The organism is Streptomonospora mangrovi (genome assembly GCF_027604915.1).
Classification (GTDB): domain Bacteria; phylum Actinomycetota; class Actinomycetes; order Streptosporangiales; family Streptosporangiaceae; genus Streptomonospora; species Streptomonospora mangrovi.
Window position 1 is genome coordinate 66,921 of sequence record NZ_JAJAQC010000007.1, and the last position, 19,103, is coordinate 86,023.

16 protein-coding genes and 2 pseudogenes are annotated in these 19,103 nt (G+C 75.2%); 4 read left to right on the forward strand and 14 right to left on the reverse strand.

Annotated elements, in window-relative coordinates:
* Positions 1–7: 7 nt before the first annotated feature.
* The 4 genes from LG943_RS05620 to LG943_RS05635 form a co-directional block, all read right to left on the reverse strand.
* Positions 8–1,105 (reverse strand): acyltransferase family protein, encoded by a 1,098-nt coding sequence (locus LG943_RS05620; RefSeq protein WP_270071105.1) that lies wholly within the window; start codon positions 1,103–1,105, stop codon positions 8–10.
* A 76-nt stretch (positions 1,106–1,181) separates the two neighbouring features.
* Entirely contained in the window at positions 1,182–1,949 is a 768-nt protein-coding gene (locus LG943_RS05625; RefSeq protein ID WP_270071106.1) for a DUF4097 family beta strand repeat-containing protein, read from the reverse strand.
* An 89-nt stretch (positions 1,950–2,038) separates the two neighbouring features.
* A complete protein-coding gene (locus tag LG943_RS05630; protein ID WP_270071107.1) occupies positions 2,039–2,677 on the reverse strand; it encodes a TetR/AcrR family transcriptional regulator in 639 nt (212 codons plus the stop codon).
* 117 nt (positions 2,678–2,794) lie between these two features.
* Positions 2,795–3,247: an iron chaperone gene (locus LG943_RS05635; RefSeq protein ID WP_270071108.1), complete on the reverse strand. Its 453-nt coding sequence runs from the start codon at positions 3,245–3,247 to the stop codon at positions 2,795–2,797.
* 143 nt (positions 3,248–3,390) lie between these two features.
* Here LG943_RS05635 and LG943_RS05640 point away from each other — a divergent pair, with 143 nt between their 5' ends.
* On the forward strand, positions 3,391–3,984 hold the full coding sequence (locus LG943_RS05640; RefSeq protein ID WP_270071109.1) for a TetR/AcrR family transcriptional regulator: 594 nt from the start codon (positions 3,391–3,393) through the stop codon (positions 3,982–3,984).
* A gap of 143 nt (positions 3,985–4,127) precedes the next feature.
* Here the strand turns inward: LG943_RS05640 and LG943_RS05645 are convergent, their stop codons facing one another.
* Positions 4,128–4,592, reverse strand: a complete 465-nt coding sequence (locus LG943_RS05645; protein ID WP_270071110.1) for an SRPBCC family protein — start codon at positions 4,590–4,592, stop codon at positions 4,128–4,130.
* Positions 4,593–4,769: 177 nt separating this feature from the next.
* Between LG943_RS05645 and LG943_RS05650 the strand changes: the two genes are divergently transcribed.
* Together LG943_RS05650 and LG943_RS05655 are read left to right on the forward strand one after the other, a co-directional pair.
* The gene (locus tag LG943_RS05650; RefSeq protein ID WP_270071111.1) at positions 4,770–5,348 is read left to right on the forward strand and encodes a TetR/AcrR family transcriptional regulator; all 579 of its coding nucleotides are present in this window, start codon (positions 4,770–4,772) and stop codon (positions 5,346–5,348) included.
* Between the two features lie 106 nt (positions 5,349–5,454).
* Positions 5,455–8,130 carry an ATP-binding protein gene (locus LG943_RS05655; RefSeq protein WP_270071112.1) on the forward strand — a complete coding sequence of 892 codons (2,676 nt, stop codon included), beginning with the start codon at positions 5,455–5,457 and terminating at the stop codon, positions 8,128–8,130.
* Positions 8,131–8,421: 291 nt separating this feature from the next.
* On the opposite strand, the gene LG943_RS05660 is transcribed toward LG943_RS05655, so the two are convergent.
* The 3 genes from LG943_RS05660 to LG943_RS05670 form a co-directional block, all read right to left on the reverse strand.
* Positions 8,422–9,006, reverse strand: coding sequence for a dihydrofolate reductase family protein (locus LG943_RS05660; RefSeq protein ID WP_270071113.1), 585 nt, complete (start codon positions 9,004–9,006; stop codon positions 8,422–8,424).
* A gap of 66 nt (positions 9,007–9,072) precedes the next feature.
* On the reverse strand, positions 9,073–9,399 hold the full coding sequence (locus LG943_RS05665) for a DUF2306 domain-containing protein (RefSeq protein WP_270071114.1): 327 nt from the start codon (positions 9,397–9,399) through the stop codon (positions 9,073–9,075).
* A gap of 26 nt (positions 9,400–9,425) precedes the next feature.
* Positions 9,426–11,243 (reverse strand): flavin-containing monooxygenase, encoded by a 1,818-nt coding sequence (locus tag LG943_RS05670; protein ID WP_270071115.1) that lies wholly within the window; start codon positions 11,241–11,243, stop codon positions 9,426–9,428.
* Between the two features lie 173 nt (positions 11,244–11,416).
* Between LG943_RS05670 and LG943_RS05675 the strand changes: the two genes are divergently transcribed.
* On the forward strand, positions 11,417–11,896 hold the full coding sequence (locus LG943_RS05675; RefSeq protein ID WP_270071116.1) for a MarR family winged helix-turn-helix transcriptional regulator: 480 nt from the start codon (positions 11,417–11,419) through the stop codon (positions 11,894–11,896).
* A 144-nt stretch (positions 11,897–12,040) separates the two neighbouring features.
* Here the strand turns inward: LG943_RS05675 and LG943_RS05680 are convergent, their stop codons facing one another.
* The 6 genes and pseudogenes from LG943_RS05680 to LG943_RS05705 form a co-directional block, all read right to left on the reverse strand.
* On the reverse strand, positions 12,041–13,363 hold the full coding sequence (locus LG943_RS05680; RefSeq protein WP_408648551.1) for an MFS transporter: 1,323 nt from the start codon (positions 13,361–13,363) through the stop codon (positions 12,041–12,043).
* Between the two features lie 77 nt (positions 13,364–13,440).
* On the reverse strand, positions 13,441–14,466 hold the full coding sequence (locus tag LG943_RS05685) for an ABC transporter substrate-binding protein (protein ID WP_270071117.1): 1,026 nt from the start codon (positions 14,464–14,466) through the stop codon (positions 13,441–13,443).
* 164 nt (positions 14,467–14,630) lie between these two features.
* Positions 14,631–15,398 carry an ABC transporter ATP-binding protein gene (locus LG943_RS05690; protein ID WP_270071118.1) on the reverse strand — a complete coding sequence of 256 codons (768 nt, stop codon included), beginning with the start codon at positions 15,396–15,398 and terminating at the stop codon, positions 14,631–14,633.
* On the reverse strand, positions 15,398–16,516 hold the full coding sequence (locus tag LG943_RS05695; protein WP_270071119.1) for a FecCD family ABC transporter permease: 1,119 nt from the start codon (positions 16,514–16,516) through the stop codon (positions 15,398–15,400). Before LG943_RS05695 ends, LG943_RS05690 begins: the two co-directional genes overlap by 1 nt.
* Positions 16,517–16,746: 230 nt before the next feature.
* Positions 16,747–18,108: pseudogene (locus tag LG943_RS05700) on the reverse strand (Hsp70 family protein); the annotation flags it as partial.
* A gap of 234 nt (positions 18,109–18,342) precedes the next feature.
* A pseudogene (locus tag LG943_RS05705) lies at positions 18,343–19,044 on the reverse strand (serine/threonine-protein kinase); the annotation flags it as partial.
* Positions 19,045–19,103 lie beyond the last annotated feature (59 nt).

Here is a 19,103-nt window from a genome sequence, read left to right on the forward strand (position 1 = left end):
GGCGGGCTCACGCCCCGGTGGGTGAGCCCGCGTCCCGGCGGGCCGGGCGGGCGCCGGCGAGGCCGAAGAGCACCCGGGTGAGGGGCGTGCGGCGGACCAGTTCGTAGGTCGCCAGGCTCAGCGCGAACGGAACCGCCGCGATCACCGCGAAGGCGACGGGGCCGTGGTCCACGACCGCCACCACGTAGTACGCGGTGGCGACCAGGTAGGTCTGGTGCAGGATGTAGACCGGGTACGCCGCCGGGCTGAAGTAGGACGTGAACGCCGTCGGGCTGTTCAGGTAGCGCCTGCCGTAGCCCAGGAGCGCGAGCAGGGCCGGCAGGCAGGCGAGGTTGCGCACCTGCGCGAGCGCCGCCGACTCCGGGGCGTCGAACACGTAGACGCCGGCCAGCACCGCCGCCGCGCCGACGGCCGCCGCGGCGAGGTAGACCCGCCGGTGGCGCCGCACCATGTCGCCGACCTCCCCGTCCGCCGCGATCACGAAGCCCAGCAGGAAGTAGGCGGCGAACACGAAGATGTTCTTGCCGCCGGCGTCGGGCAGCAGGGACAGCACCGCCACCGCCACGGCGGGCAGCAGGATCCCCACCGGGTGGCGCGGCCATGCGGGCGTGCTCCCCGACTCCGCCATCCGGCGCATCGGCAGGGCCAGGGCGGTCGCTATGAGGAAGAGGAACAGGATGAACCACAGGTGCGCGGGCGAAATCCCGCCGCCGTACTCCGACCAGTCGGAGAAGTCGGTGAAGTAGGACCACAGGAACTCCGGGTAGCCGCCCTGGTGGCCCGAGTGGAACCGCATCGCGTAGTAGGCCTGCGGCGGGACGACGACGAGGAACCCGAACACCAGCGGCACCAGCAGCCGGGAGAACCGCTCGCCGACGTACTGCCGCACCGTCCGGCGCCGCAGGGCGTGCAGACTCGACATCCCCGCCAGCAGGAACAGCAGCGGCATGAACCAGTACGACAGATGCACCAGGACCGAGGAGAACGCGTTCACCTCGCCCTTGACGTAGAAGGAGGCGCCCTCGTTGAAGACCCGCGCCGTGTGGTAGGGGAAGAGGAAGAGGATCCCGAGGTTCCTCAGCCGGTCGATGTGGTGTTCGCGCATGGCGAAGAGCGCCTTCCTGGCGTTGGGGGTGTGAACGCGGCCGCCGGTCGCGGTGCGCGCGTGGGACCGCACTCGGCTAGCGCGCGGTGTGCAGCCCGATGGCCCCGTTGTCGGTGGTGACCGTGACGGTGTGCGGGCTGCCGGGGTCCTCGGAGAGGTCGGAGTCCACGGTCCCGCTGTCGGTCGTGGCGGTGAGGGCGTAGGGGGCCTCCGGCAGGGTGAGCGAGACGGCCCCGTTGTCGGCGGTCGCCCGCACCCGGTCGGGGACCTCCGCGTAGGAGAGGTCGATCTCGCCGTTCTCCGACTCCGCGGTGGTGTGCCCGGCCGCGATGCCGGTCGCGGTCAGCCGCCCGCTGGATGTCTCCAGAGCCAGGGGGCCGGAGGCGTCGGCCACCCGGACGGCGCCGTTGTCGGAGGTGACCCGCAGCGCGGTGGCGAACCCCTCGGCGGCGATCTCTCCGCTGCCGCCCTCGACGGCGACGTCGACCCCACGGGGCACGAGCACCTCGTAGCGGGCGTCGCACCGGCCGAAGACCACCAGGCCGCAGTCGAGGGCCAGGGTCAGCGTCTGCCCCGACAGCTTCCAGGTGGGCCGGGGGTCGGCGCCGGTGAGGGACCACGCGTCCACATAGCGCGTGACCTGGACCTCGGCCACGTCAGCGGGGCGGATGTCCAGATCTCCGTCGGCGACCGAGACCGTGAGCGACCGGTCGGGGAGCGCGAAGCCCCGCTGCTCCCCCGGCGGCTCCGCGGCGGAGCCGCATCCGGTCAGCGCGGCGAGGACGAGCGGGACGACCCATGCCCGGCGTGGGCGGGCACTGCGCTGCGGGAGTGGTGCGGGCATGGCGAAGGTCCTCCGGTCAGGGTGAATACAGGGGGTGGGGGGCGGCGCGGTCGCGCCGCGGTCCAGGGACGCTGGAAGATTTCCGCGGATCAGCCGCTGGCCGGGGGGCTCAGCAGGGCGTTCAAAACGGTGGCCAGCGCGCGCTCGACGGTGGCGGCGTCAACCGCCTCGGGGTCGGCCAGGTGCTCCATGGACAGGCCGTTGGTCAGGCAGTGCACGATCAGCCCGGCGAGGCGGGGGTCGACCGCCGGGGCCGCGCCGCCGCTGTCGGCGACCTCCGCCAGGGACCGGGCGGCGGCCTCGCGTTGGGCGCGGCGCAGCGGGGCGACGATGTCGCGGGTGGCGCTGTCGCGGGCGGCGAGCGCCGCGACCTCCAGCCCAAGCCGGCCCCGTTCGGTGTCCTCGGCGATGCGCCGCGCCACCAGGCGCGCCGCGGCGGCGACGGCCGCGGCGGGGTCGTCGGCGTCGCGCGTCCGCGCCGTCACGGCGTCCAACTCGGCTTCGGAGCGCTCCCGCAGGATCGCGGCGAACAGCTCCTGCTTGCCGCCGAAGTTGGAGTAGACGGCTCCCTTGGTGAAGCCGGCCTCGCGGGCGATGTCCTCCAGCCGGCTGTCGGCGTAGCCGCGCTCGGCGAACACGCGGACGGCCGCGTCGAGAAGGCGCCGGCGCACCTCATCGCGTCGCGTGCGCGGGGTCGGTCCGCCGCGGGGGCCCGTGGTCTCACTCATGAGACGAACATTAGCATACCCATGGGTATCGGATACCCATGGGTATTGAGATGGCCGCGCCCGCCCGCGGGCGCGGTGCGGCCGCCCCGCGCGGGCGCCGGTGCGCGGGGCGGCGGCTCAGGCCACCGCGCGGGCCACGAGGTCGGCGATGCGGGCCTCGACCTCGGGGGTCATCTCGTCCAAGGCGTAGGAGGCGGGCCACATCGCGCCATCGTCCAGGCGGGCCTGGTCGCTGAACCCGAGCGTGGCGTAGCGCGACTTGAACTTGGCGCGGCTCTGGAAGTGGCAGATCAGCTTGCCGTTGAGCGCGTAGGCGGGCATCCCGTACCAGAGCTTGGGCTCCAACTCGGGGGCACTGGCGGTGACGACGGCGTGGACCCGCTCGGCCATGCCGCGGTCGGGTTCGTCCATGGCGGCGATCTTGTCGAGGACGTCGCGCAGCGCCTCCGCCGCCTTGTCCGCCTTGGAGGTGCGGCGCGCCGCCTTCTTCACCTCGGTGGCGTGGTCCTTCATGGCGGCCCGCTCCTCGGCGGTGAAGCCTTCGTAGGTGCGCTGGTCGGTGCTGGTCATGGCGATCCCCTTCCGGACGCGGCCCGGTCGGGCGCGCGCGTTCTGACGTTACGGAACGTTTCGTAACGTGTATGGAACCTACTCCGGCCTGCTGTTTCGCGTCAAGGTAGAACGCCGCGTAACGTTCCGCTAGGCTCGGGGCCGTGGGTCACACATCCGGCACGCCGAGTCCCAGGCGGCGCAGCGAGCGGTCGCGCCGCGCCACCCTGGACGCCGTCTTCACCCTGACCGTCCAGCGGGGGTACGCGGCGGTCACCATCGAGGCCATCGCCGCGGCCGCCGGTGTCGGCAAACCCACCATCTACCGGTGGTGGCCCTCCAAGGGCGCGCTCGCGCTGGAGGCCATCAACGACAAGGTCGGCGGCGTGCTCGACTTCCCCGACACCGGCGACATCGCCGCCGACCTCACCAGCCAGCTCACCGCGCTCGTCGCCCTGCTCAACAGCGACTTCGGGACCGTCTACCGGGGCGTGATCGCCGAGGCCCAGGGCGACCCCGACCTCTCGGCCGCGCTGCGCGACACCGTCATCGCGCCCCGCTCCCGCGCCTGCCAGGACCGCCTGGCCAAGGCCGTCACCGACGGCCAACTCCGCGGCGACGTCCCGGTCCGCGCGATGGTCGAACTCCTCTACGCCCCGCTCTACTACCGCTTCCTGCTGCACACCGACCCACTGAGCACCCGCCAGGTCGCCGACCAGGTCGAATGGGCCCTCACCGGCCTGCGCCCGGTCTCCTGACCCCGCCCGCGCGGACTCCCCCGGGCACGCCGCCGCTCAGCCGCGACCGCCCGGCCATGTCCGCCGGCGCGGTGACGGAGGCGGCACCCGGGCGCCGCCCATGGCCGAGACCACGGTTCCGGCGCCGGTGCACGGACAGCACCTCATTCCCCGTCACCGCTCCGGGACTCCCGGCGGGACCCGCCAGGGGGTGACTGCTCCTGAGTGGCCAGGCGGGCGAAGGCGGCCAGTTCGCCGGCGAGGAAGGCCCGGGTCTTGCGGGTGAAGAGGGCGCGGGCCGGCCAGGCGCCGGGGCCGGTCCAGGTGATCGACAAGCCGACCTGGGTGCCCGTGCCGTCGGGGCGCAGGGTGTGGGCGGCGACCGTCGTCACGCCCACCGACCTCGCCTGCCAGGTGAACCCCGCGTTGGGGCGCCAGTCGGTGACCTCGTACACGGCGGGCGCCAGCCCTGGCTGGCGCACCCGGAACCGGGCGCCGACGCCGATGGCGGGGCCGCCGCCGTCCACACGGGAGATGGCGTCGATGGTCGGCAGCATGCGGTCCCACCGGTCCAGCGCGCCCATGAACCGCCAGACCGTCTCCGGGGCCGCCTCGACCCGTCCCGCCACGGTGATCATCGTGCGCCGCCTCCGCCGCCCTCGGCCTCTGAACCCTGGCCCCTGATCTCTGACCGCCCCATCCCCGCCCGCAAAATGTACCAGTTGGTACATTTCCTGGGGAGGGGTGCCAGCGGCACCTCCGAATCCCGGCGGCCCCGACCGAAACGATGGAGGACGTGGAGGGCGATGAGCCAAGCCCGAGAGGAGCTGCTCGACCGGGTCGTCGCGTGGTTCGCCGAGCACGGCGTGGGCGACACCAGCATGCGCGCGCTCGCGGGCGGTCTGGGCACCAGCCACCGGATGCTGCACTACCACTTCGGTTCGCGGGAGGCCCTGCTCGGCGCGGTGATCGAGCACGTCGAGCGCCGCGAGCGCGACGCCCTCGCCGGGCTCCTCGCGACCGACGCGGACCCCTTCGCCGCCGGGACGGCCTTCTGGGACCACCTCGCCGACACCGCGCAGGTGTTCGCGCCGCTGTTCTTCGAGCTGTCCGGCCACGCCATGGCCACCCGCCCGGCCGCCGACCCCTGGCGGCGCCGGATGGCCACCGGATGGACCGACGTGCTGGCGCGGCTGTTCCGCGACGCGGGGGCCGCGCCCGGCCGCGCCGACACCCTGGCCCGGCTCGCGCTCGCCCAGGCCCGCGGGCTGCTGTTCGAGCTGGCCCTGACCGGCGACAGGCCGGCCGCCGACGCCGCGATGGGCCACTTCATGGCGATGCTGCGCGCCGATGTGGACGCCGACGCGCGGCACCGCCCCGCCTGAAGGGCACGCCGCCGCCCCGCTCGTGAAGGCGGCGGCCGCCCCGCTCGGGAACTCGGGCGACCGCGCGGTGCTCTAATACCTGAAAAGCGCGGCGGAGGGAGCCGGGATGCCGGAGCGGAGACGACGCAACCCGGGGCGGCGCCGCGGCGTGATCTTCGCGGCGATCTCCGTCGTCACCGCCGCCGTCGGCGCGGTGACCAACATCGTCACCGGCCAGTCGGCGGTCGCGTGGTGGCTGGTGGGGCTGCTCGCCGTCCTCATCGCGACCGTCGCGGTCCTGTCCTACCTCTCCGAGCGCGGCCCCGCCCCCGACACCTCCGACGCCTCCGACGCCCCCGGCAGCCAGGGCGTCCCCGACACCCCGGGCTCCTCCGGCGGCGCCGGCCCCCGCCGGGGGCGCGGGGTCGTGCACGAGCACCGCCACTCCTTCCCGCTCCCCCGCCCGGCCCCGGGGCCGGTCAACGCGCTGCCGCCCAAGCTGCCCGGTTTCACCGGACGTCAGCGGGAACTGGCGCACCTGCGCGACCACATCGAGGCCGACGGCGGCGGCGCCAAGATCTACGCCATCGACGGCATGGGCGGCGTCGGCAAGACCGCGCTGGCCGTGCGCCTCGCCCACGAGGTGGCCGCCCGCTTCCCCGACGGCGTGCTGTTCTTGGACATGCGCGCGCACACCTCCGGCCAGGACCCCTACCGGCCCGCCGAGGCGATCGAGGCGCTGCTGCTGCAACTCAGCGACGACAACGCCGCCCTGCCCGCCCGCCTGGAGGCGCTCCAGGCCCGCTGGCGCGCCGAGCTGAACAGCCGGCGCCTGCTCGTGGTCGTCGACAACGTCGCCGACGCCGACCAGGTGCGCCCCCTGCTGGCGGGCGACGGCCGCTCGGCCCTCATCCTCACCTCGCGCGCCCGCCTCGCCCTGCCCGGCGTCCGGGCGGTCTCGCTGACGCCCCCGCCCGCCGGCGAGGCCCAGCGGATGTTCGCCGACGCCCTGGGCGACCACCCGGCCGCCGCGAGCACCGAGGACATCGCCGAGGTGGTGCGGGCGCTGGGCGGCCTGCCGCTGGCCGTGGTGCTGGCGGCGACGTGGCTGGCGCACCGGCCCGCCGCGACGGTGGCCGACCTGCTCGCCCGCCTGCCCGCGTCGCAGCAGCCGGTCGAGGACATGCTGGAGCTGTCCTACGGCGAACTCCCCGAGGACCTGCGCACCTTCGGGCGGCTCATCGCCCACCACCCCGCCGCGGTGATCACCCCCGTGGCCGCCTCCGCCCTGGCCGACCTCCCCCTCGCGCGCGCCCGGGAGCGCCTGGACGGCCTCTACGACCGCCACCTGATCGAGGCCGCCGAGGAGCGGGCGGGGCAGTACCGCCTGCACGACCTGGTGCGGTCCTTCCTGCTGGAGCGGTCAGCGCGGGCGGAGACCCCGGCGCAGGCCGAGGCGGCGTTCGCACGGCTGGCGGGCGCCTACTGCGGGCTCGCCGCGAAGGTCGAGCGCGACGCCTACGCCGCCCTCGACCAGGACCGCGAGGGGCTGCTGCTGGCCGCCGAGCGCGCGGTGGAGCGGAGGATCATGCCCTGGGCCTGGCGGCTGCCCGTGCAGATCACCCCCTACCTGCGGATGCGCGGGCTGGCCCGCACCGGGGTGCACCTGTGCACCCGGGCGCTGGCCGGGATGCGGCCGGTGCGCGACCTGCGGGCGCGGGCGCACCTGTCGCGGGCGCTGGGCCAGCTCGCCCTCGTGGTGGGCACCCCGCCTGAGGCGCGGGAGTGGCTGCGCACCGCCCGCCGCCTGGCGCTGCTCGGCCTGGATCTGCGGTCCTACGCGATGGCCACCCACCCGGCGATGCGCTCCGGCCCGGCCGAGGAGGCCGACGGCCCGTTCACGCGGTGGGTGGTGGACCGCGTCTACACCTGGCAGCTCCGCGGCGCCTCGCCCAAGACCACCGGCCATCTCCTGGTGGGCTGGGCCGGCGAACTGCGCCACGCCCGGGAGACCGACCGCGCCCGCGCCACCCTGGAGCGGGCGGTGGAGGTGCTGACCGAGGCCGGCGACCTGCACTGCGCGTCGGGGGCGCTGACGGCGCTGGCCCACATCCAGTGGCACGAAGGCGCCTACGACGACGCCCGCGCGACCGTGGAGCGGGCGCGCGCCTACAGCGTGCACATGTCCTGTAGCTACTGCACGGCGCGCGACGACGTGCTGCTGGCGTCCTACCAGCGCAACGGCGGCGACGACGCGGCGGCCGAGCGGCACCTGCGCGGCGCCGTCGCGGTGTTCACCGACATGGGCGCCGCCCAGGACCGGCTGAGCGCGCTGCTGGACCTGGCCCAACTCCACCACCGGCGCGGGGAGCGGGCCGCCGCGGCGGCCGCGCTCGACGAGGCGCAGGCGGGGCTGCGCACCGACGACTGGTCCGGCCACGCGCTGGTGCGCCGCCGCCGGGCCGTCCACGCGGCCGAGGCCGGGGACGCGGCGGCCGGGCACCGGCACCTGGCCGCCGCGTTCGACCTGCTGGAGATCATCGACGGCCCCGATGCCGCGGACGACCGCGCCCACAGCCACCTGGACATGGCGGCGCTGCTGCGGATGTCGGGCGACCTGGAAGGCGCCCGCACCCGCGCGCGGCGGGCGCTGGAGATGCTGGAGGCACTGGAGAAGCCCACCTGCCAGGCGTACGCCCACAAGGAACTGGCCCAGATCGCCGAGGCCGCCGACGACCCGGCCACGGCCGAGACCCACCGCCGCCGCGAACGCGAGTTGCGCGAGGCCGTTTTCCACGGGTAGCCGGCGGTGGTGGGGGCGGCGGCGTCCAGACGGCGCGGCGGCCCGGCAAAGCGGCGCGGATCCGCGCGGGGCGCCGGAGTCGTCGGTGGCCGGCGGGCGAGCGGGCGGCGCGGCCGAGCGGAGCGGCGCGGCCGAGCGGAGCGGCGCGGCCGAGCGGAGCGGCGCGGCCCGACAGCGGCCCGGCGAAGCCACCCCGGCCTGCGAAGGCCGAGCCGGCCTCGCCGCCACCGGTGCGCCTGGGCCGGGACGCCAGGACGCCCCCGGGGCCGGGACCGCATGGCGCCGGTCCGCTCAGCGGCGGACCCGGTAGCGGATGTGGGTGGCCTCAGGCGTGTCCACCACCCGGACGACCTCCAGCTCCACGCGCTCGGGCAGGACCTCGAACAGCCTGCGGCCGCCGCCGAACAGCAGCGGGACCACGTGCATCTGGATCTCGTCCAGCACCCCGGCCTCGATCGCCCGGCGCCCCGTGTAGGCGCCGATCACATGCACGCGGCGGTCACCGGCGGCGGCCTTGGCCCGCGCCATGGTCTCGGCGATTCCGCCGGCGACATAGGTCACCAGCGGATAGTCGGCCACGGTCGGGCCGGGCGGCCGGTGGCTGGGCACGAAGATCGGCACCCCCTGGCCGTGGTGGTCGCCGCCCCAGTGGTCGACCTGCTCGGCGGTCCGCCGACCCACCAGGATCGCGCCCGACGCCGCCACCTCCCCCATCAGCTCCCCCGCCGCGCCCGTGTCCCGGATCCGGCCCTCAGGGGTGAACGCCCACGCGTGCAGCGGCGCGAACCCCTCGCCGCCCGGGTTCCCCGGCCCGTCGTCGGGTCCGGCGATGTAGCCGTCCAGCGACATCGACATGTCCAGTACCGATACGCCCACTGCGACCTCCCTGGGTCGGATCCGGTTCGGCGTCCTCACATGGTGGACCCGCCAAAGCGGCGTTTCTCATCGGTCCCCGGCCCGGACGGGCACGGGAGTCCGCCGTCCGCCGCGGTGCACGGCCCATTCCGCGACCGCGAGGTTGATCAGCCACCCGGCCGCCATGGACACCGCCTTGCCGCCCTCCCCCACCGGCTCCTCCGCCAGTGCCCACGGCATGAGGGTGAGCACCTGGGTGCCGGCCCCCATGCCGATCGCGTAGCCGCGCAGCATCCACGCGCGGTGGCGGGCCACGTCGCGGCGCAGGATCGCGACGAGGCCCAGGGCGATGCTCGCCGCCCTCGCCGCACCGTCCCCCGTCTCCACCCCCGGCGCGCGGGCCGATGGCCGCACGCCCATCACCCCCGCAGCACCCCCGCCTACGGCTTGGCGCCCAAGACCTCCTGGACGCGGGTCTCGCGCCATTCCGCCAGGAGGCGGTGGAAGGCCACCGGACCGGGGCTGTAGGTGGAGCCTCCCCTGACCCCGGCGCCCTCGCGGTTGTAGTAGCCGGGGGTGCACTGGGCGTGGAACGCGGAGTTGTCGTGCGCGCACTCCCGGAGGGTGCGCAGCCACTCCTCCTCGGCCTCCCGCGACGGCTCCACGACCCCCACGCCCGCCTTGCGGGCCTGCTCGATGACGGCGGCGATGTGCCCGGCCTGCTCCAGCAGGATGTGGGCGAAGTTGACGGAGTTGGCGTTCTGCAACGAGCCCAGGTGGAAGAGGTTGGGGAAGCCGTTGCTGTAGAACCCGTGCAGCGTGCGCGGGCCGCGGCTCCACACCCCCAGCAGGTCGCGCCCGCCCCGGCCGCGCACCGGCATGGTGCCGGAGAGCACCCCCGAGACCCCCACGTCGAAGCCGGTGGCGAAGATGACGCAGTCCACCGGGTAGGCGGTCTCGCCCACCACCACCGCGTCCTCGGTCATGCGCGTGACGCCGCCGTGGTCGGCGGTGTCGACCAGGGTGACGTTGGGCCGGTTGAAGGTCTGGAGGTAGTGGTCGCTGAAGCAGGGCCGCTTGCACATGTAGCGGTACCAGGGCTTGAGCAGTTCGGCCGTGCGCGGGTCCGCCACCACCTCGTCCACGCGCGCCCGGATGGCGTTCATCTTGCGCGCGTCGACCAGTTCGTCGATCCGCTCGCGCTCCTCGGGCGACACGCTGGTGTCCAGCGCGCCCGAGATCGTCTTGCGCTGGAGCCGCGCCGTGGAGGTCCACCCGTCCCGCGTGAGGTCGGCATCGACCGGTTCGCCCGAGATGACCGCGAGGAAGTTCTCCATGCGCTCGCGCTGCCAGCCGGGTTTGAGGGACGCCGCCCACTCCGGGTCGGTGGGCCGGTTGTCGCGGACGTCGACCGAGGAGGGCGTGCGCTGGAACACGTACAGGTGCTCGGCGTCGCGGCCCAGGTGCGGGATGACCTGCACGCCGGTGGCGCCGGTGCCGATCACCGCGACGCGCTTGTCGGCCAGCTTGTGCAGCCCGCCGTCCTGGTCGCCGCCGGTGTAGCCGTAGTCCCACCGGCTGGTGTGGAACGTGTGGCCGCGGAACGCCTCGATCCCGGGGATGCCGGGCAGCTTGGGCCGCGTCAGCGTGCCCGAGGAGGTGATCACGAACCGGGCGCGCATCCGGTCGCCGCGGTCGGTCTCGACCGTCCACTCCTCCGCCTCGTCGTCCCAGGTCAAGCCGGTGACGCGGGTGTGGAAGAGGGCGTCGCGGTAGAGGTCGAAGGTGGTGGCGATGGCGACGGCGTGGCGGCGGATCTCCTCGCCGGGGGCGTAGCGCCACTTCGGCACGTAGCCGACCTCCTCCAGCAGCGGCAGGTAGGAGTAGGACTCGATGTCGCAGTGGATCCCGGGGTAGCGGTTCCAGTACCAGGTGCCGCCGAAGTCGCCCGCCTCGTCCAGCATCCGGATGGAGTCCACACCCGCCTGGCGCAGCCGCGCGCCGGTCGCCAGGCCGCCGAACCCGCCGCCGATCACCAGCGCCTCCACGCTGTCGGTCAGCGGTTCGCGCTCGGTGCGCGGGGTGTAGGGGTCGGTGGCGTAGTAACCGAACTCCCCGGCGGCGGAGCGGTACTGGGCCACGCCGTCGGGGCGCAGGCGGCGCGCGCGCTCGTGGGCGTACTTGGCCCGCAGGGCGTCGAGGTCGATCCCCTCGGCCAACGCGTCGATGTCGGAGGGCGCGCCGGAGGCGGTGCTCATGTGCAGTCCTCACTTCGTTGCCGACGCCTCGCGGCGCGGACGCCACGGCGGACCCGCGCGGGGAGGCCGTGCCGATGCGACGGCGTGTGGATGGTCCGTGACGCGAAAAAGGTTAGCATCAGGCTAAGCATTTGCCTCCGGGGCCGCCTTCGGCGGCGCCCTATCATGGCGGCATGCGGCAGGAGGCGCCCGAGCAGGGCGAACACGAGCGCGAACGCCTCGTGCACGAGATCCAGGAGCTGAACGGGGCCATGGAGGAGGCCGTGATGGCCTCCCTGCTCCAGAACCTGCTGTCGATGGACCTCACGATCCAGCAGCTCAGGGTGCTTATGGTGTTGGTCACCACCAAGGAGGGCGCCACCGGGCGCGGCCTGTCGGACTCCTTCGGCGTCTCGATGGCCTCGATGTCGGGCGTGCTGGACCGGCTGGTGGACCACGGCGTCGCCGTCCGCACGCCCGACCCCCGCGACCAGCGCGTCCGCCGCGTCCACGCCACACCCCTGGGGGCCTCGGTCGTGCGGCGCCTGATGGTGGCCCGCCCCTTCCGCGGCGACATCCTCATGCGCCTGCCGCTGGCCGACCTGCGCGCCCTGGAGCAGGGCTTCCGCGCCGTCAGCCGGCAGATCTCCCTGCTGGAGCAGGCGGGGGACTGACCGGCGCCGCGCCGGGGTGCGCCCACGGTCACCGGTTGGAGCGCGCGACGGGACGGCGATGAGGAGAACCGCGCCGCAGGCGGAAGAGGTCGGGCCGCAGAAGAGAGGTCGGGCCGCAGAAGACGGGCCACGGCTCCCGTCCCGTCACCGCCCTTGACGCGCCTCGGGGGGCGGGGCGGTGGGGCGGGTGAAGTGGCGGGCTCCCGGGGCCAGGGCGGCGGCGGCAGGGGCGGCGAAGCACACGGCCGCGCAGACCGCCAGGACCGCCGCCGTGCCGAACGCGTCGGCGGCCGGGGCGATGAGCGCCAAGCCCACCGGGGCCAGGCCGTAGGAGAACAGGAAGTCCAGCGACGACACCCGCGCCAGCTTCGACGGCTCCACCTCCCGCTGCGCCGCCGTGAACCACGGGACGTTGAACAGTTCGATCCCCACCCCCGCCACCACGTAGGCGGCGATCACCACGGCCGGGTGGACCGCGAAGAGCAGGCTCAGCGGCGCGAACCCGTACAGGGCCAGCCCGGCCAGCGCGGCCCAGCCCGCCGAAGGCGGGCGCAGCCGGGCGATGAGCACGGCGCCCGCCAGCGCCCCGGCGGTGTAGGCGGTCAGCGCGCCCGCCAGGACGGCCTCGCCGCCGAAGCCGTCGCGGCTGACCACGGGCAGCAGGACGCCGGTGGCCGAGTAGCCCGTGGCGATCACCGCCGTCAGCGCGCCCAGCCCGGACACGAACCACGGGTGCCGGCGGGCTTCGCGCAGCCCCTCGGCGAGGTCGGCGAGCAGCCGGAACCGGCCCGAGGCAGGACCCGAAGCCGGTGCGGCACCGGGTGCCGCCGCCGACGGCCCGGCCGCGGGCGCCGCCGCGCCGCGCGGCGGCAGCAGCGCGGCCACCGCCCACAGCACGGCGGTGCCCGCCAGCAGCGCCCCGGTGCCCAGCACGGTGGACGCCAGCGCGGTGGCGCCCGGCGCGACCAGGGTGGTGACCCGCACCGACAACGTCAGGGCGGCGTTGGCCTCCTGGCGGCGCGGCTCGGCCACCACCTCGGCGGTCAGCGCCTGGAACGCCGGTCGGCACGCGCCCTGCCCCGCGCCGACCACCGCCGCTGCCGCCGCCATCAGCACCGCCGACTCCGCCGCGCCCACGGCCACCAGCGGCGACGCACCGGCGGCGGCCAGGCCCGACCAGAGAACCACCCCCCGGCGGGACCGCCGGTCGGCCAGCGCACCGGCGATCGGCACCGCCGCCAGGAACCCGGCCGTGCGCGCGGCCAGGGCGGCGCCCAGACCGGCGGCCGTGAGGGTCCCCTCCAGCACGGCGAGCCCCAGGATGAAGGGCAGGGCCCACGTGGCCAGGCCCGATGCGGTGCTCCCGGCCCACAGCCGCAGGAACGCGGGGTCACCCAGGAGCCGCCGCCCGGTCGGTGCGCTCGGCGCGGCGGCGGGCTGGGGGTCGGCGGACGGCTCGGCGGGCACGGGACTCCTCGGCGGGTGGTGCTGGTGACTGGCGTTGCCGGGCGGTGCCGGTCGGTACCGACCGGCACCCTCCGCACCTACTCGGTCCGCAGGTCGCGCAGGTACTCGGCGAACTTCTCCAAACCGTCGACGTTGCGCGGGCCGGAGATGCCTTCGTTGTAGTCCAGCACGAAGAAGTTGTCCTCTTGCACGGCGGGCAGCTCGGCCGTGGCGGGTGAGGACTTCAAGAACTCGATCTTCTCCTCGGCGGGCTGGTCGCCGTAGTCCAGGATGATGATCACCTCGGGCTCGGCCTCCACCACGGCCTCCCAGCCGACCTGGGTCCAGCGCTCGTCGAGGTCGTGGAAGACGTTGCGGCCCCCGGCGAAGCGGATGATGTCGTTGGGCGGCACCTGCGCGGCCGCCGTGAACGGCTGGTCGGTGCCGGAGTCGTAGAGGAAGACCGGCACGGGGTCGCCCTCGGGCACGTCCTCCCGCACCCGGTCGACCCGCTCGCGCAGGTCGGCCACCACCTCGGCCGCGCGGTCCTCGACGCCGAAGATCGCGCCCAGCCGCTCCAGGTCGGTGTAGAGGCCCTCGAACGGGGCGACCCGCTCGGGGTGGCCGGGGTAGTTGTAGCAGGACTCGGTGTGCATGAAGCTCTGGATGCCCAGGTCGTCCAGGATCTCCGGCGTGATGCCGCGCTCGTCGCTGAAGCCGGAGTTCCAGCCCGCGACGACGAGGTCGGCGCGGGCGTCCACCACGAGTTCGCGGTTGAGCAGGTCGTCGCCGAGGAACTCGACCCGCTCGTAGTCCTCGGCCCAGGGCGACTCCGACACCGGCGGGTTGGCCGGGGGCATCACGTAGCCGTGCACCTGGTCGGCGAGCCCCAGCGCGAACAGCTTGTCGGCGCTGCCGCCCTCGTAGGCCACCGCCCGCTGGGGCGTGGTGTAGGTGACCTCCTCGCCGCAGCGCCGGACCGTGACCGTGCGGGCGTCCTCGGCGCCGTCCTCGACCTGGGCGCCGCAGCCGGCGGCCGTGGCGGCCACGGCCAGCGCGCCGGCCGCCGTGCGCAGGGCGAGGGAGCGGCGCGCGGGCGGCGCCGGGTGGGTGTGCGGTCTCATGGGGGTGCCTTTCCAACGGGGGTGCGGGGATCGGTGCGGTGGGGGGTTGGGGGGCGGGCGACGGTGGGGGTTAGGGGCGGGAGCGGCGGGGGCCGGACGGTGCGGGCCGGACGACGCAGACCGGACGGTGGGCGGCGCTGAGGGGCGGCTCCGGCGGCGGACCTTCAGGTGCCCACGGTGTAGAGCAGTTGCGGCGCGCCGGTGCGCGGGTGGGCCACCACCTCGGCGTCCACGCCGAAGACCTGCTTCACCAGGGGCGGGGTGAGGATGTCGGCGGGTGTCCCGGCGGCGACGAGCCGCCCCTGTTCCAGGACGCCGATGCGGTCGCACACCGCCGCCGCGAGGTTGAGGTCGTGCAGCACCAGCAGCACGGTCAGCCCGGTGGAGCGCAGCAGCGACAGCAGCCCCACCTGGTGGCGGACGTCGAGGTGGTTGGTTGGCTCGTCCAGCACCAGCACCTGGGGCTCCTGCACCAGGCACCGGGCCACCAGCACCCGCTGGCGCTCACCGCCGGAGAGGGTGAGCACGCCCCGGTCGGCCAGGTGGGCGACGTCCATGCGCTCCATGGCGTCGCGGCACAGCTCGCGTTCGCGCGCGCTGAGCGGGGCGTTGCCGCGCAGGTGGGGGGTGCGGCCCAGGGCGACGGTCTCGGCCACGGTGAAGTCGAGTTCGCCGCTGTTCTCCTGGGTGAGCGCCGCGACGGAGCGGGCGCCGGCGCGCAGGCTGAGCGAGGTGATATCGGTGCCGTCCAGCCAGACCGTGCCGCGCGTGGGCCGCAGCGCGCGGTAGACGCAGCGCAGCGCCGTGGACTTGCCCGAGCCGTTGGGGCCGACCAGGCCGACCACGCTGCCGTCGGGCACGTGCAGGGAGAGGTCCCGCACCAGGGCGCGTCCGGCGGCCTTCACCGTGACGCCGTCGAGTCGCAGGTCCATCATCGGCTCCCGAACAGGTAGCCCCGGCGGCGCAGCAGCACGACGAACACCGGCACCCCCACCAGGGCGGTGATGGTGCCCAGCGGGAGTTCGCGCGGGGCGGCCAGGCCGCGCGCGGCGAGGTCGGCCCAGACCATGAACACCGCGCCGACCAGCGGCGCCACGGTCAGCACGCGGCGGTGCCCGGCACCGACGAGGATGCGCACCACGTGGGGCACGACCAGGCCGACGAACCCGACGGCGCCGCTGACGGCGACCATGGCGCCGGTCATCAGGGCGGTCAGCCCGAACAGCACCCGGCGCAGCCGCGTGGCGTTCACGCCCAGCGAGGCGGCGGACTCGTCGCCCAGCGCGAGCGCGTCGAGCGGGCGGCCCAGCGCGCGCAGCGCGAGGGCTCCGGCGACCACGGTGGCGGCGACCGGCGGCAGCACCCCCCAGGTGGCGGCACCGAACCCGCCCATCGACCAGAACAGCACGGCGCTGGTGGCCTCGCCGCTGGGGGTGAAGTAGATGACCGTGCTCATGACCGCCTGGAACCCGAACGACAGCGCCACGCCGGTGAGGACCAGGCGCAGCGGCGTGGTGCCCAGCGGGGAGCGGGCGAGCAGGTGGACGAGCAGGGTGGCGGCCAGCGCGCCGGTGAAGGCGCCCGCCGACACCGCGTAGACGCCCAGCGCGCTCAGCAGGCCGAAGGCGCCGACGGCGACCGCGCCCACCGACGCGCCGGAGGACACTCCCAGCACGTAGGGGTCGGCGAGCGGGTTGCGCACCATGGCCTGCACGGCGACGCCCACCGCGCCCAGTCCGGCGCCCACCACGGCGGCCAGCAGCACGCGCGGGGTGCGCAACTGCCAGACGATCTGGTACTGCGGGACCTCGTCGGCGCGGATGGACCCGCCGGTCAGGCCCGCCCACAGGTAGCGCAGGGTGTCGGCCGGCGCGACCCCGGCCGAGCCCAGCCCGATGGCGAGCAGGATCGAGGCCGCCAGCAGCGGCACCAGCACGGCGGTTGCGGCCGGCGCGCCGAGGCGGCGCGGCGGGCGCGCGGCCCCGGGGTCGGCGGATCCGCCCGGCGCCGCGTGGACGGGGGCGCCGGGCGGCGCACCGGTGGTTGGCACGGGGACCGCCCTTCACATGGGAATGAAAACGGTTTTCATCCCAATGATCCGGTTTTGCGGTGCTCTGCGCAACCCGAGGCCGGTGGGGCTGTCCCTCAGCGACCCTCAGCCTGGGGCGGAGGGGCGTCGGCCGGGGTCTGGGTCCCGGGGTCGGGGTCGGGATCGGGGTCGGGCTCCACGAACTCCAGGTCGTGGCCGGGTTCCTCCGCCCAGCGGTCGGGCGGGGTGCCGACGGTGAGGGCGCGCCGGGAGCCGCCGCCCAGGTCCTCGGCCGAGACGGTGATGACGCCGTTGGCGTCGACGTCGAAGGCGACCTCGATCCGCGGCACGCCGCGCGGGGCCGGCGGCAGGCCGGTGAGGTGGAAGGCGGTCAGCCGCTCGTTGTCCCGCGCGGCCTCGCGCTCGCCCTGGAAGACGCGCACGCGCACCCGCTCCTGGTCGTCCTCGGTGGTCGTGAAGGTCGCCGACCGCTTGGTCGGGATGGTGGTGTTCCGCTCGATGACCTTGGTGAACACCCCGCCCCTGGTCTCGACGCCCAGCGACATCGGGGCGACGTCCAGCAGCAGGAAGTGCCTGACCTCGCCCTTGAGGACGCCGGCCGCGAGCGCGGCGCCCACGGCCACGGCCTCGTCGGGGTGGACCGCCCGGACCGGTTCCGCGCCGGTCAACTCCCGGACCAGGTCGGCGACCGCCGGCATGCGGGTGGCGCCGCCCACGAGCACCACGCGGTCGATGTCGCCCGGCCGGCATTCGGCGTCGGCCAGGGTCCGGTGGACCGCGTCCCTGGTCCGGTCCAGGAGGTGGGCGGTCAGCCGCTGGAACTCCGCGCGGGTCAGCCGGTCGTGCAGATGCAGCGGGCCGTCGGCCGAGGCGGCGATGTAGGGCAGGTGGACGGCGGCCTCACCGGCGCCGGACAGGTCGATCCTGGCCTGCTCGGCGGCCTCGCGCAGCCGCTCCAGCGCCGTCGCGTCCGCTGACAGGTCTACGCCCGTGCGCGCCGCGAACCACTCCACCAGCCGGTCCACGACCGCCCGGTCCCAGTCGTCGCCGCCGAGCCGGGGGTCGCCGCCGACGGCCCTGACCGCGACCACGCCGTCGCCGACCTCGACCACCGCCGCGCTGAAGGAGCCGGCGCCGAGGTCGTAGACGAGGACGGTGGCCTCGTCCTCCTGCACCAGGTGGTAGGCCAGCGCCGCCGCCGTGGGCTCGTTGACGACGCGCAGGACGCTGAGGCCCGCCATCGCGCCCGCCTCCGCGACGGCGCGGCGCTGGGCGTCGCTGAAGCAGGCCGGGACGGTGATGACCGCGTCGGCGACCTCCTCCCCCAGGTAGGACTCCGCGTCGCGCTTGACCTTGCGCAGGACCAGCGCGCTGACGCGCCGGGCGTCGAACACGGCGCCGTTGCGGCCGGCCGTCCAGCCGGCGCCCATGCGGCGCTTGGCCGAGCGGACGGTCCGCTCGGCGTTGGCGACCGCCTGCCGCCGGGCGGCCTCGCCCACGAGCGCCTCGCCGTCGCCGGCGAAGACGACCACCGAGGGGGTCGTCCGCGCCCCCTCGGCACTGGGGATGACCTCGGGCTCGCCGCCCACCATGGCCGCCGCACACGTGTGCGCCGTGCCGAGGTCGATGCCCAGCGCCCTGGACCCGCTCGGCCGCCCGCCGCTTCGGCCGCGCCCGCCGGGCTCGGCGCCGGGGGCGGTGCGGGCGCGGGCGCCGGCGCGAGCGTCCGTCCGGGCCTCGCGCAGCCGTCCGGCGACCTCCCGGGCCGTGCGGGGCCGCCGGTCGGGGTCCTTGGCGAGCAGGTCGGCCACCACGCGGGCGAGCGGCTCGGGGACCTCGGCGGCAGGCAGCGGCGGCGGCGCCTTGCTCAGGTGGCCGTGGATGACGGCGGGCGTGTCCCCGGTGAACGGCGGCCGCAGGGCCAGCAGCGCGTAGAGGGTGCAGCCGAGGGCGTAGAGGTCGGTGCGGGCGTCCACCGGCCGCGCGTCGAACTGCTCGGGCGCCATGTAGTGCAGGCTGCCGATCGCGCCCCGGGTCAGGCCGTGGGTGGCGTCGTCCAGCCACGCGATGCCGAAGTCGCAAATCTTCACCCGCCCGCCGGAGGTCCAGAACAGGTTGGCGGGCTTGACGTCGCGGTGCACCACACCGGCCTCGTGGGCGGCCGCCAGCCCCTCGGCCACCTGGACGCCGATGTCCACGACCTCCTCGGCGGCCAGGCCCGATGTGCGCCGCTCCAGCACCCGGTGCAGGTCCTCCCCCTCCAGCAGCTCCAGCACCAGGTAGGCGCGCCCGTCGTGGCTGCCGGTGTCATACACCCGGGCGATCGCGGGGTGGTCCAGGCGGGCGGCGGCCCGACCCTCGCGGCGCAGCCGGGCCGCCACGTCCCCCGAGGCGTGGTCGAGCACCAGCTTGACCGCCACCACGCGATCCAGGGCGAGGTCCCGGGCCCGCCACACCTGCCCCATGCCGCCGCGGCCGAGCCCGGCCTCCAGTCGGTACCGGCCGTTCAGCACGGTCCCCTGCCGCATGTCCCCACCGCCTCGCCCCGGCGCCCGACCGCCCTGCGGCCGACCGCGAAGTCCCGTGC